Genomic DNA, 19,345 nt, shown 5'->3' with positions numbered 1-19,345 from the left:
TTACGGGTCTGCGCATTCTTCCTGGAAAAATCGGCTTGACTGACTGGTATTGGGCAATCAGCCTGGCGCTGCCTCGAGCAATTCGACCGTCACTTGCATCGCATGCGGCGCCAGTGCCGGCCCGAACTGGTTAAAAATCGCCACGTCGGCGGCATCGTGTCCATAGGCGACGGTCACGCGGCCGCCGCGCGGCGCGTCCTGGGTCGGGTCGAAAGTGTACCAGCGTCCGCCCACCCAGGCCTCGAACCAGGCATGCAGGTCCATCGGCGCCAATTCGTGCAGGTAACCCACCACCATGCGTGCCGGAATGCACAGGGCGCGGCACAGGGCGATGCCCAGGTGCGCCAGGTCGCGGCAGACGCCTTCGCGGCGCGCATTGATCTCGGTCGCCGCCATGTGGCCCTGGCTCGACGCGCAGTCAAAACGTACCTCACGCCGGACCCAGTCGCAGATCGCGGCGACCTGGTCGTATCCGGGGGCGGCGCTGGCGACGATGGCGCTGGCCATGTCCAAAAACCGCTCGGATTCGCAATAGCGGCTGGGCAGCAGATAGGTCAGTACCCCATCGGGCAGGTGCTGCACCTCGTCGAAGGGTGCGCCGGGGGCGACGTCGATGGCGTCCGCCGTCATCACGTCGGCCGAGGTGTGGATCGAGAATTCGCCCGGCGGCGCAACCAGGCGCTGGCACAGGTTGCCGTAGGCATCGGTGAATTCGAGCACCGGCACGCTCGGGCTCAGGGTATAGGTTTCGCGCCCCACCTATTGCTGCGCACCGCTGCGCGGACGCAGCATCAGGATGAACGGCGTCGGCCTGGGGACGGTAAACGTGAGCTTACAACTGGTACGCAGCCACATGGCAGGCTCGCTTTCCATGTCCGGGTAGGTGCACCACGCTGACGCACACGCGGCCGCCGTTCATCATTGCGGTGCGCTGCGCCATCGTTTGGTGCGTCGGCTGTTCAACCCGCCTGCACTTGCGTTTGGGTCTGGGTCTGGGTCTGGCTTTGCGTCTGAGTCTGAGCCTGAGATACGGCCGGCGCCGTTTCGACCGGTGCGGTGTCGGTCGATTCTTCAGGCAGTTCCGGCGCCACCGGCAGCAGGAAGTCACGGCCGATGCCATTGCCCAGTTCCGCAATCGAGGCCAGGAAGCGCGTCAGGAACTGATGCAGGCCCTCGCTGAGGATGTCCTCGATCTGCGCCGATTGCAGCCGCGCATACAGCTCCTCGGCGAGGCGCTCGGTCTCGTGCGACAGGTCGTTGCGCACTTCCTGCAGGTTGGAGACAACGCCGCACAGGCAGGCGACCAGCGAACGCGGCATCTTCGGGTCGAGGATCAGCAGCTCGGCCACCCGGTTCGGCGTGATGGCGTCCCGGTAGACCTTGCGATAAGTCTCGAATGCAGACACCGAGCGCAGCAGCGCGCCCAGGTAATAAAATTCGCCCTGCGCCTCATCCTGGAAGGTGCCGGAACCGAAGAACCGGAACTTCACGTCGAGGATGCGCGCCGTATTGTCGGCCCGTTCCAGGAAGGTGCCGAGGCGAATGAAGTTGAATGCTTCGTCCTGGAACATGGTGCCCAGCGTAACGCCGCGCGACATATGCGAGCGGTACTTGACCCATTCCAGGAACTGGCCCGGATTGTGTTCGAACGTACGGCTTTTCAGGTGCTGCTGCAGCGCCAGCCAGGTCGTGTTGACGATTTCCCACACTTCCGTGGTCAGGGTGCCGCGCACGGCGCGCGCATTCTCGCGCGCGGCGCGCAGGCAACTGGCGATCGAGGACGGGTTGTCCGGATCGCGCACCATGAAGTCGAGCACTTCCTTCTGGGTCAGCGAGGCATATTTGGCATCGAATTGCGACTGCAGTTCGGACACGCCCAGCATCGTGCGCCAGCCCTGCTGCTCGGCCTGTGCCGATTGCGGCATCAGCGAGTACTGGACGCGCACGTCGAGCATGCGCGCGGTGTTTTCGGCCCGTTCGGTATAGCGGGCCATCCAGAACAAATGATCTGCGGTGCGGCTCAACATACTAATTCTCCAATATCCAGGTATCTTTTGTCCCGCCGCCCTGGGACGAGTTGACCACCAGCGACCCTTCGTTCAGCGCCACCCGCGTCAGTCCACCCGGCACCATCGACACGGTCTTGCCCGACAAAACGAACGGGCGCAGGTCGATATGGCGCGGCGCGATGCCCGCTTCCACAAAGGTGGGGCACGCCGACAGCGCCAGCGTCGGCTGGGCGATATAGCCTTCCGGGTTGGCCAGCAGGCGCGCGCGGAAGGCCTCGATCTCGGCCTGGGTCGAGGCCGGGCCAATCAGCATGCCGTAGCCGCCGGCGCCGTGGACTTCCTTCACGACCAGTTCGGACAGGTTGGCCAGCGTATAGTCGAGCTGCTCCTTTTTCCTGCACTGGTAGGTCGGCACGTTGTTCAGGATCGGCTTTTCGCCCAGATAAAACTCGATCATGTCGGGTACGAACGGGTAGATCGACTTGTCGTCGGCGACGCCGGTGCCAATGGCATTGGCCAGGCCGACCCGGCCGGCCTGCACCGCGCGCAGCAGCCCCGGCACGCCCAGGGTGGATTCCGGACGGAAGGCTTGCGGATCGAGATAATCGTCGTCGATGCGGCGATAGATGACATCGACCCGCTGCGGTCCGCGCGTGGTGCGCATGTAGACGGTGTCGTCGTCGACGTACAAGTCCTGCCCCTGCACCAGCGCCACGCCCATCTGCTGGGCCAGGAAGGCGTGCTCGAAATAGGCCGAGTTGTACATGCCGGGCGTCAGGACGACCACGGTCGGATCGTCAATGCCTTGCGGCGCCGCCGAGCGCAGATTGTCGAGCAGCATGTCGGGATAGTGGTCGACCGGCGCCACGCGGTTGCGCGCGAACAGTTCGGGGAACAGGCGCATCATCATCTTGCGGTTTTCCAGCATGTAGGAGACGCCGGACGGCACGCGCAGATTGTCTTCCAGCACGTAGAACTCGCCCTCGCCCGCGCGCACGATATCGACCCCGGCGATGTGGGCGTAAATGTCGGACGGGACCTTGATGCCATGCATGGCGGGCCGGTACTGCGCATTGTTCAGCACCTGTTCGCGCGGGATGACGCCGGCCTTCAGGATGGCCTGGTCATGGTAGACGTCGTGCAGGAAGCGGTTCAGCGCAGTGACACGCTGCACCAGGCCGGCGCGCAGCTTGGCCCATTCGGCGGCGTTGATCACGCGCGGAATGATATCGAAGGGGATCAGGCGTTCCTTGCCGGCATTGTCGCCGTACACAGCGAACGTGATCCCGACGCGTTGGAAGTTCAGCTCGGCTTCCGCCCTTTTTTGTTCGATCAAATTCGGCGGCTGTTGCGCGAGCCACTTGGCAAACGCGGTGTAATGAGGCCGTACAGTTTCCCCATTGGAATACATTTCGTCGTAAAAGTTCGGCATCGTCTCCTCCATGGAGGAATAGTATCAAGAAACGTGCCAACCTATGGTCGAAATGGCAATTCAATCGGAACGCGGGTAATCATGTTTAAATAGCAGTATTACATCCTTACAATTGCTCCCACAAAATTGGGCCCGCACCGTTGGACCATTTATTGCTCTACCTGATTGCGCCCCTATCGAAAGGCAGTACCGCATGGCTATCCGTATCGCGCTCCATCACAAAACCAGCTACCGGTACGACCGGCAGGTCACGCTATCGCCGCATGAGGTACGCCTGCGCCCGGCACCGCATGCACGTACCCCGATCCTGTCGTATTCGCTGACGGTCGAGCCAGAGCAGCACTTCATCAACTGGCAGCAAGACCCGTACGGCAACTACATCGGCCGTTTCGTGTTCCCGGAAAAAGCGGACAAGCTCGAGTTCACGGTCGACCTGGTGGCCGACATGACGGTCATTAATCCCTTCGATTTCTTCGTCGAGGAATATGCGCAAACTTTTCCGTTCGGGTACCCAAAGCAACTCACGACGGAACTGAGCCCCTACCTGAAAATGGAGCCGCCCGGCCCGCTGCTCACCGAATGGGTGGCGGCGGCACGCCGTGATCTGCTCGAGTATTCGATGGGAACGAACGACTTCCTGGTGGCCATCAACCAGCGCCTGCAGCGCGACATCGGCTACCTGCTGCGCATGGAGCCGGGCGTACAGACGCCGGAAGAAACCTTGCAGTTGCGCTCGGGCTCCTGCCGCGACAGCGGCTGGCTGCTGGTGCAGATCCTGCGCGAATTCGGACTGGCGGCGCGCTTCGTGTCCGGTTACCTGATTCAATTGCGTGCCGACCAGGAAGCGCTCGACGGCCCCAGCGGCACCGCCGTCGATTTTACCGACCTGCATGCGTGGACCGAGGTGTACGTGCCCGGCGCCGGCTGGATCGGGCTCGACCCGACCTCGGGCATGCTGACCGGCGAAGGCCATATTCCGCTCGCCTGCACGGCGATGCCGTCGTCGGCGGCGCCGGTCACGGGCTACACCGACAAGGCCGAGGTCGAATTCTTCCACGAGATGACGGTCACCCGCATCCACGAAGACCCGCGTGTGACCAAGCCGTACACGGAAGAGGACTGGCAGAAAATCGACCGCCTCGGCCAGCAGGTCGACGCCGACCTGCAGCGCCAGGACGTGCGCCTGACCCAGGGCGGCGAGCCGACCTTCGTCTCGATCGACGATATGGACGGCCCCGAATGGAACACCCTCGCCCATGGCGACAAGAAGCGCGAGCTGGCCGGCAACCTGATGCACCGCCTGAAAAACCACTTCGCGCCGGGCGGCATGCTGCACTACGGCCAGGGAAAATGGTATCCGGGCGAGCCGCTGCCGCGCTGGGCGCTGAACATTTTCTGGCGTGTCGACGGCCAGCCGATGTGGTTCGACTCGAACCTGTTCTCGGACGAACACGTCGCCGACGGCTATGGCCCAGATGATGCCGGCCGCTTCATCACGGAACTGGTGAAAATGCTCGGCCTGCCCGACGGCAGCGCCATTCCCGCCTACGAGGACGTGCTGCAGCAGGCGCGGCGCGAAGAGGCGCTGCCACGCAACCTGGATCCTTTGCAGGCCGACCTGAAGGCGCCGGAAGAACGGCGCCGCCTGGCGCGCCTGCTCGGGCGTGGCCTGGGCACGGTGGCTGGCTACGTGCTGCCTTTGAAAGCCAAGGACTACGACCCGAGCGTCATGCTCGGCACCAACTGGCAAACCTCCACCTGGCCGATCCGGCGCGAGCACCTGTACCTGCTCGAGGGCGATTCGCCGATCGGCCTGCGCCTGCCGCTGTCCACGCTGCCCTGGGTGCTGCCGGAAGAACGCGATCCCGAGTTCGACGTCGACCCGTTCGCGCCGCGCGGCGCGCTGCCGGCCGCGGAAAAGANGGAGGAAGAGAAAAAGAACAGGCGCCCGGTCCTGGGCGTGGGCGGCAAGGCGGCGGCCAAGCCACCGGCCAACCCGGCGGCCGCCGCAGCGGCCGAGATGGCGGCCAAAGCAGCGACTAATGCAGCCAAAAGCGCAGTCGCCAAGGTGAAAGCACCCGTCGACCCGAGCGCGCGCGAAGTCATCCATACCGCGCTGTGCGCTGAAGTGCGCGCAGGCCGCCTGTACATCTTCATGCCGCCATTGAAACGCATCGAGGATTACCTGGCGCTGGTGACGGCGATCGAAAACACCGCCGCCAAGCTGCAGATGAAGCTGCGCCTCGAAGGCTATGCGCCGCCGCGCGACCCGCGCATCAAGCTGCTCAGCGTCACGCCCGACCCTGGCGTGATCGAGGTGAACATCCATCCGGCGGCGTCTTGGTCCGAGCTGGTCTCCAACATGACGACCCTGTACCAGGAGGCGCGCCTGACCCGCCTGGGCACCGAGAAATTCATGCACGATGGCCGCCATACCGGCACCGGCGGCGGCAACCACGCCACCCTGGGCGGCGCCACGCCCGAAGACAGCCCGATGCTGCGCCGGCCGGACCTCCTGAAAAGCCTGATCACCTACTGGCAGGTGCATCCGGCGCTGTCGTACCTGTTCTCGGGCACCTTCATCGGGCCGACCAGCCAGGCGCCGCGGGTCGACGAAGCGCGCGACGACAACCTGTACGAACTGGCGATCGCCTTTCAGCAAATGGACAAGGTGCTGCCGACCATGTACCCGGGCGACAAGCCGTGGATGGTCGATCGCCTGCTGCGCAACCTGCTGGTCGATCTGACCGGCAACACGCACCGCTCCGAGTTTTCGATCGACAAACTGTATTCGCCGGACGGCCCGACCGGCCGTCTTGGCCTGGTCGAATTCCGCGCCTTCGAGATGCCGCCGCACGAACGCATGAGCTTGCTACAAATGCTGCTGCTGCGCGCGCTGGTGGCGCGCTTCTGGAACCAGCCGTTCCAGGCCAAGCTGGTGCACTGGGGCACCGCGCTGCACGACCGCTGGATGCTGCCGCATTTCGTCGCCCAGGATATCCGCGACGTGGCCAAGGATTTACGTGCTGCCGGCTATGCCTTCGAGGACCACTGGTTCGAGCCCTTCATCGAATTCCGCTTCCCGCGTTTCGGCACCGTCGTCTACGAAGGCGTCGAGATGGAGCTGCGCCAGGCGATCGAGCCGTGGAACGTGCTCGGCGAGGAAGTCACCGGCGGCGGCACCGCGCGCTACGTCGATTCGTCGGTCGAACGAATGCAGTTGCGGGTGCGCGGGCTGACCGATGGCCGCCACGTCGTTGCCTGCAACGGCCGCATGCTGCCGCTGCATCCGACCGGCATCCCGGGCGAATACGTGGCCGGCGTGCGCTTCCGTGCCTGGAGCCCGTGGTCGGCCCTGCACCCGAGCATCGGCGTGCAGGCGCCGCTGGTGTTCGACCTGGTCGACACCTGGAACGGCCGTTCGATCGGCGGCTGCACCTACCACGTGGTGCATCCGGGCGGGCGCAACGAGACGGGTTCGCCGGTGAATGCGAATGCCGCCGAGGCACGCCGCTTCGCGCGTTTCTGGCCGCATGGCCATACGCCGGGTCCGATGACGGTGTACAAGGAAGAGCATAACCCGAGCTTCCCGATGACGCTCGATTTGCGCTGGCAGCCGTATTGACGTATCGTTCGGTTCCCACTGCCCAGCCGCGCTTCATGCTCAACCAACTACTCGCCCGCTATTTGGCCGCGCCGGATGGCTACGATGAAATGCTCGACGCGGCCAGGGTGCCGCGCGCGCACTGGCGCGCCCTGCTCGCCAGCCTGGAGCACGAAACGCCCGACGTGATGCGCCAGCGCACGGAGATGGTGCAGCGCCAGATCCGCGAAAACGGCGTGACCTACAACGTCCAGGTCGACGCCGTGGGCACGCAACGGCCGTGGGACCTGAACCCGCTGCCGCTGATCCTGCCGCATGAGGAGTGGAGCGGCATCGAGGCGGCCGTGATCCAGCGCGCCACCTTGCTTAATAAAATCCTCGGCGACGTCTATGGCAAGCAGGACATGCTGCGCGAAGGCTTGCTGCCGCCGGCGCTGATCCACGGCCACGCGGGCTTCCTGCGCCCCTGCCACGGCATGCGCCACCATGACGACGTCGCCCTGCATTTTTATGCGGTCGACCTGGCGCGTGCGCCCGACGGCCGCTGGTGGGTGGTGGCCGACCGCACCCAGGCGCCGTCGGGCGCCGGCTACGCCCTGGAAAACCGGTCGATCCTCACGCCGATCTTCCCCGACCTGCTGCGCGAACTGAAGGTGCGCTCGCCCGCCGGGTTCTTCCGCACCATGCACGACAGCCTGGTGCACTGGGGGCGCCTGTGCGCGGCCAGGGGCGACGCCCCGAGCCCGCTGCGCGAAGGAGAGATGCCGCTGATCGTGGTGCTGACCCCAGGCCCGAGTACCGAAACCTATTACGAACAGGCCTATCTGGCACGCTATCTCGGCTTGCCGCTGGTCGAAGGCGAGGACCTCACCGTGCGCGACGGCGTGGTCTACCTGAAGACCCTGGCTGGCCTGCACCGGGTCCACGTGATCATGCGCCGGGTCGACGACGAAGACTGCGATCCGTTGGAACTGCAAAGTTCGATGCTGGGCGTGGCCGGCCTGACCCAGGCCGCCCGGCGCGGCAATGTGCTGGTCGCCAACAGCCTCGGTTCGAGCCTGCTCGAATCGGGCGCGCTGTTCGGCTTCCTGCCGGCGCTGTCGCGGCGGCTGCTGGGCGAACCGCTGAAAATGCCGTCGGTGGCCACCTGGTGGTGCGGCGAGCCACCGGCACTGGAAGCGGTGATCGCCAGGCTGGACCGGCTGGTGATCAAGCCCAGCTTTTCCCAGCTGCGGCCGTTTTCCGTGTTCGGCCAGGATTTGACCGGCGATGCGCGCGCCGCCTTCATCGCCGACCTGCGCGCCAACCCGAACAATTACATCGCCCAGGAAGTGGTGCGGCTGTCGCAGGCGCCGGTGTGGACCGATGCTGCCGCATTGGGCACGGCGTCTGGCGCGTCACCTGGCGCGGGAACTGGTGTAGCACCGGGCCTGCAGGCGCGCGCCATCGGCCTGCGCGTGTTCGCCTGCGCCACCCCGAACGGCTATGTGGTGATGCCGGGCGGCCTGACCCGCGTTGCCACCGGGCCGGATGCGCGTGTGCTGACGATCCAGCGCGGCGGCGCCAGCAAGGATACCTGGGTCCAGGCGCGTGCCGGGGCCGAGCAGCAGCGCCTGCAAAAACACAGCATCCGCGGCGAAGACCTGGTACGCGAAGACACCAGCCTGTCGAGCCGGGTAGCGGAAGACCTGCTCTGGTTCGGGCGCCATACCGAACGCTGCGACAATATCTGCCGCCTGCTGCGGGTCGCGCTCACGATCCTGTTCAACGTGCCGGTCGACCAGCGCGGCGCGGAATGGGCGACGGTCGAGGCGCTGTGCGGCTGGTTCCAGCTTGTCGATACGGAGCCGGCGCCGGACGCGCCCGGCGCTCCGCCCGCCATCCCCCCGACCGATGCCGAGATCGAGTCGGCCCTGCTGCAGGCGGTGGTGTCCCCCGCCGTTCCCGGCCTGGCCAGGCAACAGCAGCAGTTGCACCGGATCGCCGGGCAGCTGCACGAACGCTTCTCGGCCGACAACTGGCGCGCACTGCACCGGATGGCGCAGCCCGCCGCCGCGCCAGGCAAGCGGCCGTCGCAGTCGGAAGTGATGACGATCCTCGACGACGCCGCCAGCGCGCTGATGACGCTGGCCGGGTTCGCGCTCGACGGGATGACGCGCGATCTCGGCTGGCGCTTCATGTCGCTCGGGCGCCGCCTGGAGCGCCTGCAATTCCAGTGCCTGGTGCTGCAGCGCGCGCTGGCCATGGACGCCAACGGCAGCCTCGACTGGCTGCTCGACCTGTCCGACAGCAGCATCACCTACCGCGTGCGTTACCGCGCCCAGCCCGAGTGGCTGCCGGTGCTCGACCTGCTGCTGTGCGACGAATCCAATCCGCGCTCGGTCCTGTTCCAGATGGGCGGCATCCTGGGGACCCTGAACAAGGTCGCACAAACCCACGGTCCCTGCGGCGAAGAACTACTAGCGCCGCTCAAGGAAGAGGTGCTCGCGCTACGGCCCGACGCCGACCTGAAGCATGGCAATGCCAGGCTGGGCGACTTGTTGAGCCGGATCGAGCTGGCCAGCGCGGCCCTGTCCGAGCAGATCAGCGTACAATTTTTCAGCTATACCGACCAGGGCCAGCAAAGGAAGCGCGCATCATGACCGATTTTGCGGCGGGCGCTGCAGTGTGCGCGCGCTATCGCGTGGTGCATGAAACACGCTACCACTACCAGAGCACGGTCAGCCTGTCGCAGCAATACCTGCACCTGGCGCCGCGCTCGTTCGCGTTCCAGCAGACCGAATCGCACCTGGTCTGGCTCGACCCGGCCGTCAACGAGAACAGGGAGGGCGTCGATTACTTCGGCAATGGCACCCGGCACGTGTCGATCACCGTGCCGCACGACAGCCTGCTGGTGCATGCCGAATCGACGGTCGCCCTGCGCGCGCGTCCCGGCCTGGCGCAGATCGCCGGGACGCTGCCGTGGGAAAGCGTGCGCGACATGATGGGCAAGGAAAAAAGCGCGGCCACGCTGGAAGCCTGCCGCTACCTGTACGCCTCGCCCCACGTCACCTGCTTCCCGGCGCTGCAAGCCTATGCGCGCCTGAGCTACACGCCCGGCCGGCCGCAACTCGACGCGGCGCTCGACCTGACACGGCGGATCTTCGACGACTTCGAATTCGACGACAAGGCGACCGACATCTCGACCCCGCTGGAACAGGTGCTGCGCATCCGGCGCGGCGTTTGCCAGGATTTCGCCCAGCTGATGATCGGCTGCCTGCGCAGCCTCGGCCTGCCGGCGCGCTACATCAGCGGCTACATCCTGACCCACCCGCCGGCCGGCAAGCCGCGCCTTGTCGGCGCCGACGCCTCGCACGCCTGGGTGTCGGTGTATTCCCCGGCGCTGGGCTGGGTCGATTTCGACCCGACCAACCGCTGCCTGGTGCAGCACGAACACATCACGCTGGGCTGGGGACGCGATTTCAGCGACGTCACGCCGATGCGCGGCATCGTGCTCGGCGGCGGCCAGCAGGAACTCGACGTGCAGGTGACGGTGACGCCGCTGCCGCTGCCCGGCGCGCTCTAAATCGCGTTACAGACTACAACCGCGCCAACAACTCGGCCTTCTTGGTCTCGAATTCCGCTTCGGTCAGGATGTTCCGGCTGCGCAGTTCGGCCAGCTTGTCGATCGTCGCGAAAATATCCATGTCGCCGACCATGCCCGGATTGGACGGCTGCGCGGCGGCAGCGGCCGGGGCTGGTGCTGGAGGTGTGGCCTGGCTCGCTTCCGGAACTTGCGCCACGCCGTCGACCGACACGACCGGCAGGCGCGCCACATCGATCAGCCCATATTGGCTATTAAAACTGAGCGAGCCGCCATACGATTGTTGCTGCGAAAAGCCGCCGATCTGGTGGTCTTGCGTGTCGTAAATTGTGACCCGGCCATTGACCTCAATCGCCAGGCGCCGCGCCTGGGCAAAGTACGCGTAGCGCACACCGTTTTGCGCGCCCGTGCTGTTCGGCCAGCGCAGATCGGGTCCCCACCAGTCGCCGCTGCCGGATGCCGGCGCGACGAACAGGCTCGCGCCGCTGCCGGACGCGCCGGTGTTCGGCGCACCACCCGAATAGTTGTTCTGCTGCTGGCCGCCCTGGCTTTGCGACTGAAAGCTGCCGCTCCGGATCAGGTCCGGTTGCGTCGCCACCAGCTGCGCCAGTTCGGAACACAGGTTGTTGATGGTGTTCTTGAGATTGTTGTTGAACATGTCCGACACCATCGTCATGCCGCCACGCATCCACTGGCCGGAGCCGGCAAATTCCGGATGGTTGAACTGCGCCATGCTGCCATTGCCGTTGATGACCGATTGCAGCATGCTCAGGACCGCCTCCGTGCTGTACCCATAGCGTTGGGCGATGCCGTCGATGATCTGCTGCCCGGCTGGGGAAAGTTGTTGCATGCTCGTCTTCCTGAAGTTGAATGTGCCGCCGCGGTGTGCCCGGCCCGATTGCCAGGCCCGCGAACCAAGGTGTTAACAAGATAGCACGCACCTTCAGTACGTGACGCAGCGCAGCACTCATCTCGTGATGTCGCCATACTTCCGCTTGACCTTCCCACGATGGGAATGTGTACGCTGGCAGTCAGTCGAACACATATACAGGATCGAAGCATGAGCGTCACAAGCAAACAGTTGCCAGGTACTGGTGGGCCAGCCCTGAGCCTGCCGATCGAGGGCATGACCTGCGCTTCCTGCGTCGGACGGGTGGAAGCGGCGCTTCGGAAAGTCGAGGGCGTTGGGAGCGTTACAGTCAACCTTGCAACAGAACGCGCCGAAGTCCGGCCGAGCGGGAACGGTACAGTCGACCGCGTGGCGCTGGTGCAGGCAATCGAGAAGGCCGGATATGATGTCCCCGCGCAGACGGTCGAGCTGTCTGTCGAAGGCATGACCTGCGCTTCTTGCGTCGGGCGGGTCGAGCGTGCGCTCCAGGCCGTCCCTGGCGTTGCCCAGGCCACGGTCAACCTGGCAACTGAACGCGCTACGGTTCGCGGCATGGCGGCGCCTGACGCGCTGCTGGCGGCAATCGACAAGGCCGGTTATGAAGCCCGGTTGCTCGACGCGGTTGCGGGCGCTCCTGAAGAGGACACCTCGGCAAGGAAGGATGCGGAGCGGCTGGCGCTCAAGCGCGATCTGCTGCTCGCAACGGCGCTGGCCCTGCCCGTCTTCATCCTCGAAATGGGCTCGCACCTGATTCCGGCCATGCACCACTGGGTGATGGACACCATCGGCAAAGGACCCAGCTGGACCATCCAGTTCGTCCTAACCACATTGGTGCTCCTGATTCCTGGCCGTCGCTTTTACACCAAGGGTTTCCCGGCACTGCTGCGGCTCGCGCCGGACATGAATTCGCTCGTCGCGGTCGGTACGCTGGCCGCATACGGGTACTCGGTCGTCGCCACCTTCGCCCCTCGCCTGCTGCCGGCAGGTACGGTCAACGTCTATTACGAGGCGGCCGCCGTGATCGTTGCGCTGATCCTGCTCGGACGCTTCCTGGAAGTCCAGGCGAAAGGCCGTACCTCACAAGCCATCCAAAGACTGGTGGGCCTGCAGGCCAAGGTAGCCCACGTGGTGCGCGATGGACGCACGAGCGATATCCCGATCGGCGATGTCGCTGCCGGCGACCTGGTCGAGGTGCGTCCGGGCGAGCGCATTCCGGTCGATGGCGAAGTGACGGAGGGGGACAGCTACGTCGACGAATCCATGATCAGCGGCGAACCGGTGCCGGTCAGGAAAAATCAGGGAAGCGCGGTCGTGGGCGGGACCGTCAACCAGAAAGGTGCGTTGACCCTGCGCGCCACGGCCGTCGGCGGGCAAACCGTCCTCGCCCAGATCATCCGCCTGGTCGAGCAAGCGCAGGGCTCGAAGCTGCCGATCCAGGCGGTCGTCGACAAGATCACCATGTGGTTCGTGCCGGCGGTGATGCTTGCCGCGCTCATCACTTTCCTGATTTGGCTCGTCTTCGGACCCTCGCCGGCGCTCAGCTTTGCCCTGGTCAATGCCGTAGCGGTGCTGATTATCGCCTGCCCCTGCGCGATGGGACTGGCGACGCCGACCTCGATCATGGTCGGGACCGGGCGCGGTGCGGAGCTCGGTGTGCTGTTCCGCAAAGGCGAAGCCCTGCAGCTCCTGAAGGACGCCCGGGTTGTGGCGGTCGACAAGACCGGTACCCTGACCGAGGGCCGGCCAGCGCTGACCGACCTGGAAGTGGCTGCTGGATTCGAACGCAGGCCGGTATTGGCAATGATTGCAGCGGCAGAGTCGCGTTCCGAGCATCCGATCGCCCGCGCAATCGTGCTGGCCGCCGAGCGGGAAGGCATCGATCTCCCTGCGATAACGGGATTCGACTCCGTGACGGGCATGGGTATTCGCGCCATCGTCGACGGCGCACGTGTGGAGGTGGGGGCTGACCGCTACATGCGCTCGCTGGGCATCGATGTCGATCGTTTCGGGCAAACGGCCGAGAAGCTGGGCCGGGAAGGCAAGTCTCCGCTGTATGCCGCGATCGATGGACGCTTGGCAGCGATCGTTGCCGTTGCCGATCCGATCAAGGCGACGACACCGGCCGCCATCGCTGCCCTCCACCAGCTGGGCTTGAAGGTGGCAATGATCACCGGCGATCACGAATGCACGGCGAAGGCAATCGCGGCCAGCCTCGGTATCGACGAGGTCGTCGCCGAGGTGCTGCCCGAGGGGAAAGTAAAGGCGATCCAGCGGCTCCGGGCCGAACATGGTGCCGTTGCGTTTGTCGGCGACGGCATCAATGACGCGCCGGCGCTGGCCGAGGCCGACGTTGGCCTGGCGATCGGCACCGGTACCGATATCGCGATGGAAGCAGCCGACGTGGTGCTAATGTCCGGCAACCTGCAGGGCGTCCCGAATGCGATCGCACTATCGAAGGCCACTATTGGCAACATCCGGCAAAACCTGTTCTGGGCCTTCGCCTACAACACGGCGCTCATCCCGGTCGCCGCCGGGGTGCTCTACCCGGCCTGGGGCCTGCTGATGTCGCCCGCTTTTGCTGCGGGCGCAATGGCGCTGTCCAGCGTATTCGTGCTTGGTAACGCACTGCGCCTGCGCGGCTTTGTACCCCCACCCAGTAGCTCATAAGGAGACCGGCATGAACATTGGTGAAGCATCGAAAGCGTCAGGCGTCTCGGCAAAGATGATTCGCTACTACGAGGACATCGCACTCATTCCGCCCGTGGCGCGCAGCGAATCGGGCTACCGCGCCTATGCCCGCAACGACGTGCATCGCTTGCGCTTCATCCGGCGCGCGCGCGACCTTGGGTTTTCGGTGGCGGAAATCAGTGAACTGCTTGGGTTGTGGGACGACCGGTCGCGCCAGAGCGCCGACGTCAAACGCCTGGCCCAGGCGCATATCGTTGAACTCGAGGACAGGATCCGGCATCTGCGCGAGATGGCGGATACCTTGCAAGAGCTGATCAGTTGTTGTGCCGGCGACGATCGGCCGGACTGCCCCATCCTGGCAACGCTGGAAGATCCTGCCAAGGAAGAGGCGGAGGAGACGGTGCAGGAAAAGGCCAAGGCCGGCATTCCGGCGCGCGACCGGCTGCGCGGCAAGGCATCGGCTCGCAAGTAGCCCATGCCTCGCCCCATCGTCTTGTAGGCGAAATCCGAGGCGGCGCGTGTCGTCGCGTCGATGCACATATGGCTCATGGCGCCAACGACCGTCACGAATCCGTGGATCTGGACGCCGTCCGTCCCTTGCGTAAAGAACGGCACGTCCGGATCCGCGGATTCGTGGCGGATGCTGACGACCATGTCGCCTTGGCTCTTGCGAGGAGCAAAGCCGGCCGCGATCATTGAAGCAATCCAAAAACGTTCAGAACTTCAGGATTTCCCCATCCGCCGGAATGCGTACGCGATCCCCGATGCCATGTTGTTTGACATGCTCCTTCAATTCCTTGCGGCTGAGCGTCATATGGTTGATGGCATCCATATGCGTGGCAACGATGATCGCCTCCGGCATGAGCTGGTACGCATGAAGTACATCGTCCTTTCCCATGATGATGGAACCTGCGTACCCGACCATGCGCGCATCCCCGGCATTCAGGATGATGACCTCGGGCTTGAACTTTGCCAGTGCCTGGTCGACGTCGCTACGCCAGACCGTATCGCCGACGACGTACATGGTTTTCGTCCCCGGTGCCCGGAAGACGATGCCCATGGCCTTGCCCAGCGCCTCGGCCAACGGTTTTTTCGCGTACATGTCATCGGTACCGTGCTGGCCGCCGGTCCGGGTCAGTTGCACACCGTCGAAGACGGTATTCTCATCCATGATGCGGACATTGGTGAAACCCTGGCCGCGAATGAGTTTGGCATCGGCTTCATGCTGTACGAACAAAGGAATCGCCTTCGGAATGAAGCGATGATCGCCACCGTCCCAATGGTCGAGGTGGGTATGGCTCACAATCACCGCATCCACGCCCTTGACGACTTCCTGCGCAGGCATTGGCAGTTCGATGAGCGGGTTGCGCAGTTGGCTGTTGAAAGTCCCCTCAAAGCCTGGATACGTGCCCTTTTTCGCCAGGAAGGGATCAAGAAGAAACGTCTTTCCTGCGTAGGCAATCTTCGCCGTCGCGTTGCGGATCTGTTGAACCTGGACCATGTGCTTCGTCGCCGCTGGACCGGCCAGGGGGGCCGCATGGGCCGGCAGGCTTGCTGCCCCCAGGGTCAGGGACAGGACGAGAACCAGCGCTTTCAGTCGTTGCATGTTGTTGCTCCATGAGTGTGGTTGGTAGCAGCATTGTGGCGGCGCAGCGCCCGCAGTAATATTGACCCGCATGCCAAATACCGATGCTTTCGGGCCACCACATGAGTTTGCAGCCATGAATACGAAACCACCAGTTGTCGCCCTGATCATGTATCCCAATTTCAGCCCGTTTCATTTCTCCGTGCCCTATCTGGTGTTCAGCATGGAAATGGCCGAAAACCGTTTATTCGACCTGAAGATTATTTCTCCAGGTGCCCAGCCCCTGACTGCCGAGCGTGCCATGACGGTACAGCCGGACGGTGGTCTGGAACTGGCGGAAACAGCGGATATCCTGGTTATCCCAGGGTGGCACGACCTGGACGCGCGCCCTGCTCCAGAGCTGGCGGCTGCGCTGACGCGCGCACATGCGAGGGGTGCCCACGTTGTCGGACTTTGCTACGGCGCCTATGTACTTGCCTATTCGGGATTACTCGACGACAAGCGCGCGTCCACCCATTGGATGGCCGAAAAAGATTTCTGCTTGCGTTTCCCGCGCGTGCGGCTCGATATGAACGCACTCTATGTCGACGAGGACCGCTTGATTACCTCGGCAGGCACGGGTGCGGGACTCGATTGTTGCTTGTATCTGGTACGTGCCTACCATGGGCCGAAGATCGCTAATAAAGTTGCGCGAACCATGGTTATTCCACCCCATCGCGAAGGTGGTCAGGCGCAGTTCATCGAACAACCCGTGGCCGCCTCCACGCAGGATTCGCAAGTCAACCGGCTGCTCGACTACTTGCGTGAAAATATCGGCAAGCAGCACAGCATCGATGACCTGGCGTCGAGGGCAGCAACGAGCCGACGCACATTTACGCGTCATTTTCACAAAGCGACGGGCATGACGCTGGTCGACTGGCTGGTGAACGAGCGCTTGCAGCAAACGCGCGAATTGCTTGAAACGACCTCGATACCAATCGAACGAATCTCGGAACTGACCGGCTTCCAGACGCCGCTGTCGTTGCGGCAGCACTTCAAAAAACGGTTCCAGGTGAGCCCGAGGGATTGGCGCAGGACCTTTGGACAAAAAACAGTCGCGTAGCCGGGCCAACATCGCCGGTCCTTCAAACGACCGCTGCATGCTGGCCCAGGCTTTTCGACTCAAGGCCCGGGATTCGGATTGTCCGGCAAGGAGGGAATCGCACGCAGGTATTCGTACATGGCGATCAGCTCCAGTTCCGTCTTCTTGCCATACGCCGGCCAGGGCATGACCTGGAGGATGGCGCCGGTCGGATCCCTGGGATTGCGCCCGGTGCGCATCAGCTGGATGAACTCGCTGCGTGTCAGCCCCGCCGGCCGTCCCGCATTGTCCGGGGTGATGTTCGGTGCCGTGATTTGCGGCCCGAACTGGCGGCCGCCGGACAGGTATTCTTCGGCATTGAGTCGTTCCGGTTCGCCGCGGAACGGGTCGCCGCCGGGTGAATAGGTCGGGCGGCTGTGGCAGTCGGCACAACCGTTGGTGTTGATGGCGTAGCTTCCCAGGCCCACCAGCTGGCGATCCTTGTCCGCCAGGTTCAACACGACTCCAGGCGGCACGATGGCGTAGCCGCGCTTGACGGGATTTTCGCTGTCGAGGAAATCGCGCAGGCTGTCGGCACCTGCCGTCACGGACAATGCGACCGATGCAATCAGCGCGGCCGCCAGCAAGACGCGCCGCTGCGTTCTCAAAGGATTTTTCATTGTTCACCCCTTAGCCGGACTGGAGATTACCCGCAAGCGATTGCAGGAATCGGTAACTCAGTCTAGTCGCGGCACGCAGCATCGCCGCGGCTTCGGGACAGGGTTTGAGATTTATCAATCGGGGCTGCTGCTGGACTACTCAAGATCAAGGTCCATTGACCACTTTGCACAGAAAGCGCGATCTTGCGCAGCCCTGGCTTCCTTCGGCGAACCTTGAGGGTGAGTTGGGCCTCTAATGGCGACATTCATGGCCCCTGGAGTGGCAATCCGGCCGTCCCGGCCGCCCGCCCGCGCTTTGAAGTCAATTATTTGCCACCCTGCGCCTGCGCCATCTCGAGCGCAGGCAAGGTCACCGTCAAAAAGGAGGATACTTGCCCGATCAGGTCGGCGGCCTGCTGGCGTACCTGCCCCATCTGCAGCATCGACAGCTCGGCCTGGCGCACCGCCTGCTGGATCAGCGTGCGACGCTGGACCAGCGCGTCGAGCAAGGCCGCATCGGGCGAATTACCGGCAAGTGTCGAGACGACGGCAAGCGCCACCAGATGCAGGTTCAGGTGCTGCGCCGACGCTTCCAGGTCACGCATGGCGACTTCGCTGTCGGCCAGCAGTTGCAGGAGCTGGGCGCGGCTTGCCGTCAGCGCCGGCTTGTGCTGGGCAGGCGACGTCGGGCGGCGCAGCAGCCGGCCGAACATGCCGCTCGGCGCCCTGGTGCTCTCGAGCGCGGCCTCGATCTGGGCGGGCACCCCCATTTGCGCGAATTTGAGGACCAGTTCCGTCACCGGCTGGAGCAGCGCGGCGTGCTGCGCCAACGGCTCCTCTCCCCATTGCGTGACCAGAGAGAGCTGCACCGGCAGGATGCGGCGGAACAGCGCGGCCAGGCGCCCTTCGGCCTGCGCGAACACGGCGGGATAGTCGGTGCGGACGGTGGCCAGCGCGTCGCGCACCGCTGGATGGTCTTCGCTGTCGAACAGCGCCGCGGGCGCGGCCTTGCGCATCAGGCTGGACGAGGCCGGCGCCGCCGGAAGGTCGTCGAACGACAGCGCCTTGGGCGGACCGGCGGGAGCAGGCGCCGCATCCTGCACGTCGCCGAAGTCGAACGCCTGCACGGCCGGAGGTTCGGCCGGAGCGGAGTCAGGCGCCGGCTCTTCGCCGAAGTCGAATGCCTTGGGCGTCATCGCTCACCCGGCGTCAAGGATGGTCCTCAGACGGTGCCGCCGAGCTTGCGGATGAACGTCGCCAGGTTCAACTTGAAACCGGCGCCGACGGCCTGGAAGCGCCATTCGCCATCCCTGCGGTACAGCGAGCCGAACTGCAGCGCGGTCTTGTCCGAGTAGTCGGCGTCGAGGTCGTATTCCGCGATCGTTTCGCCGGTGTCGTCGTTGTAGACCTTGATATAGGCGTCGTTCACGCTGCCGAAGGTCTGCTTGCGCACCTCGGCGTCGTGGATGGTGACCACGATCGGCATTTCGACAATCGTCGGATCGACCCGGGCCAGGTCGACGGTGATGACTTCGTCGTCGCCATCCTTGTCGCCGGTGCGGTTGTCGCCCGAGTGCACCACCGCGCCATCCGGAGACGTGGTGTGGTTGTAGTAGACGAAGTGGGCGTTGCTGAGCATGACCGGGTCGTCGTTCGCATCCTTCTTGCACAGGAAGACCGACGAATCGAGGTCGAAGGCCTGGCCCGCGGCCGCGTTGACCTTCCAGCCGAGGCCGATCCGAACGCGTTTCAGGCCCGGTGCGGTTTTTTCGAGGTTGATGCGGTGGCCGGTTTCAAGCGTCGTCGCCATGACTTTCCCTTTATGTTTACGATGGT

General features: G+C 64.4%; 13 protein-coding genes and 2 pseudogenes. 7 read left to right on the top strand and 8 right to left on the bottom strand.

Annotation, left to right across the window (positions count from 1 at the left end; genetic code table 11):
- Positions 1–57 precede the first annotated feature (57 nt).
- From IFT60_RS27035 to IFT60_RS08175, 3 genes are all read right to left on the bottom strand, one after another.
- Positions 58–759 (bottom strand): transglutaminase-like domain-containing protein, encoded by a 702-nt coding sequence (locus IFT60_RS27035; RefSeq protein ID WP_374000591.1) that lies wholly within the window; start codon positions 757–759, stop codon positions 58–60.
- Positions 760–959: 200 nt separating this feature from the next.
- The gene (locus tag IFT60_RS08180; protein WP_192051462.1) at positions 960–2,027 is read right to left on the bottom strand and encodes an alpha-E domain-containing protein; all 1,068 of its coding nucleotides are present in this window, start codon (positions 2,025–2,027) and stop codon (positions 960–962) included.
- 1 nt (position 2,028) lies between these two features.
- A complete protein-coding gene (locus tag IFT60_RS08175; RefSeq protein WP_192051461.1) occupies positions 2,029–3,441 on the bottom strand; it encodes a circularly permuted type 2 ATP-grasp protein in 1,413 nt (470 codons plus the stop codon).
- Positions 3,442–3,634: 193 nt separating this feature from the next.
- Between IFT60_RS08175 and IFT60_RS26465 the strand changes: the two are divergent.
- From IFT60_RS26465 to IFT60_RS08160, 4 genes and pseudogenes are all read left to right on the top strand, one after another.
- Positions 3,635–5,363, top strand: a pseudogene (locus IFT60_RS26465) (transglutaminase family protein); the annotation flags it as partial.
- A 1-nt stretch (position 5,364) separates the two neighbouring features.
- A partial coding sequence (locus IFT60_RS26460; RefSeq protein ID WP_229510734.1) for a transglutaminase family protein occupies positions 5,365–7,066 on the top strand: 1,702 nt, incomplete at its 5' end.
- A gap of 35 nt (positions 7,067–7,101) precedes the next feature.
- On the top strand, positions 7,102–9,687 hold the full coding sequence (locus tag IFT60_RS08165) for a circularly permuted type 2 ATP-grasp protein (RefSeq protein ID WP_192051459.1): 2,586 nt from the start codon (positions 7,102–7,104) through the stop codon (positions 9,685–9,687).
- Entirely contained in the window at positions 9,684–10,610 is a 927-nt protein-coding gene (locus tag IFT60_RS08160; RefSeq protein WP_192051458.1) for a transglutaminase family protein, read from the top strand. Before IFT60_RS08165 ends, IFT60_RS08160 begins: the two co-directional genes overlap by 4 nt.
- 13 nt (positions 10,611–10,623) lie before the next feature.
- Here the strand turns inward: IFT60_RS08160 and IFT60_RS08155 are convergent, their stop codons facing one another.
- Positions 10,624–11,478, bottom strand: coding sequence for an SHOCT domain-containing protein (locus IFT60_RS08155; RefSeq protein WP_192051457.1), 855 nt, complete (start codon positions 11,476–11,478; stop codon positions 10,624–10,626).
- A gap of 210 nt (positions 11,479–11,688) precedes the next feature.
- On the opposite strand from IFT60_RS08155, the gene IFT60_RS08150 reads away from it, so the two are divergent.
- Both IFT60_RS08150 and cueR read left to right on the top strand, forming a co-directional pair.
- Positions 11,689–14,184 carry a heavy metal translocating P-type ATPase gene (locus IFT60_RS08150; protein ID WP_192051456.1) on the top strand — a complete coding sequence of 832 codons (2,496 nt, stop codon included), beginning with the start codon at positions 11,689–11,691 and terminating at the stop codon, positions 14,182–14,184.
- Positions 14,185–14,194: 10 nt separating this feature from the next.
- Positions 14,195–14,572, top strand: a pseudogene (cueR, locus tag IFT60_RS08145) (Cu(I)-responsive transcriptional regulator); the annotation flags it as partial.
- A gap of 348 nt (positions 14,573–14,920) precedes the next feature.
- On the opposite strand, the gene IFT60_RS08140 reads toward cueR, so the two are convergent.
- A complete protein-coding gene (locus tag IFT60_RS08140; RefSeq protein WP_192051454.1) occupies positions 14,921–15,811 on the bottom strand; it encodes an MBL fold metallo-hydrolase in 891 nt (296 codons plus the stop codon).
- Positions 15,812–15,926: 115 nt separating this feature from the next.
- On the opposite strand from IFT60_RS08140, the gene IFT60_RS08135 reads away from it, so the two are divergent.
- Entirely contained in the window at positions 15,927–16,892 is a 966-nt protein-coding gene (locus IFT60_RS08135) for a GlxA family transcriptional regulator (RefSeq protein WP_192051453.1), read from the top strand.
- Between the two features lie 59 nt (positions 16,893–16,951).
- Here the strand turns inward: IFT60_RS08135 and IFT60_RS08130 are convergent, their stop codons facing one another.
- From IFT60_RS08130 to IFT60_RS08120, 3 genes are all read right to left on the bottom strand, one after another.
- Complete coding sequence (locus IFT60_RS08130; protein ID WP_192051452.1) at positions 16,952–17,530, bottom strand: cytochrome C; 579 nt, start codon at positions 17,528–17,530, stop codon at positions 16,952–16,954.
- Between the two features lie 305 nt (positions 17,531–17,835).
- Positions 17,836–18,705 (bottom strand): hypothetical protein, encoded by an 870-nt coding sequence (locus IFT60_RS08125; RefSeq protein WP_192051451.1) that lies wholly within the window; start codon positions 18,703–18,705, stop codon positions 17,836–17,838.
- A gap of 26 nt (positions 18,706–18,731) precedes the next feature.
- Entirely contained in the window at positions 18,732–19,319 is a 588-nt protein-coding gene (locus IFT60_RS08120) for a TerD family protein (protein ID WP_192051450.1), read from the bottom strand.
- Positions 19,320–19,345: the final 26 nt, after the last annotated feature.

Origin of the sequence: Massilia sp. CFBP 13721 (genome assembly GCF_014842025.1) — a bacterium.
Taxonomy (GTDB): Bacteria; Pseudomonadota; Gammaproteobacteria; order Burkholderiales; family Burkholderiaceae_D; genus Telluria.
Note: the sequence above shows the minus strand (reverse complement) of the source record. Positions and strands in the feature narration are given on the sequence as shown.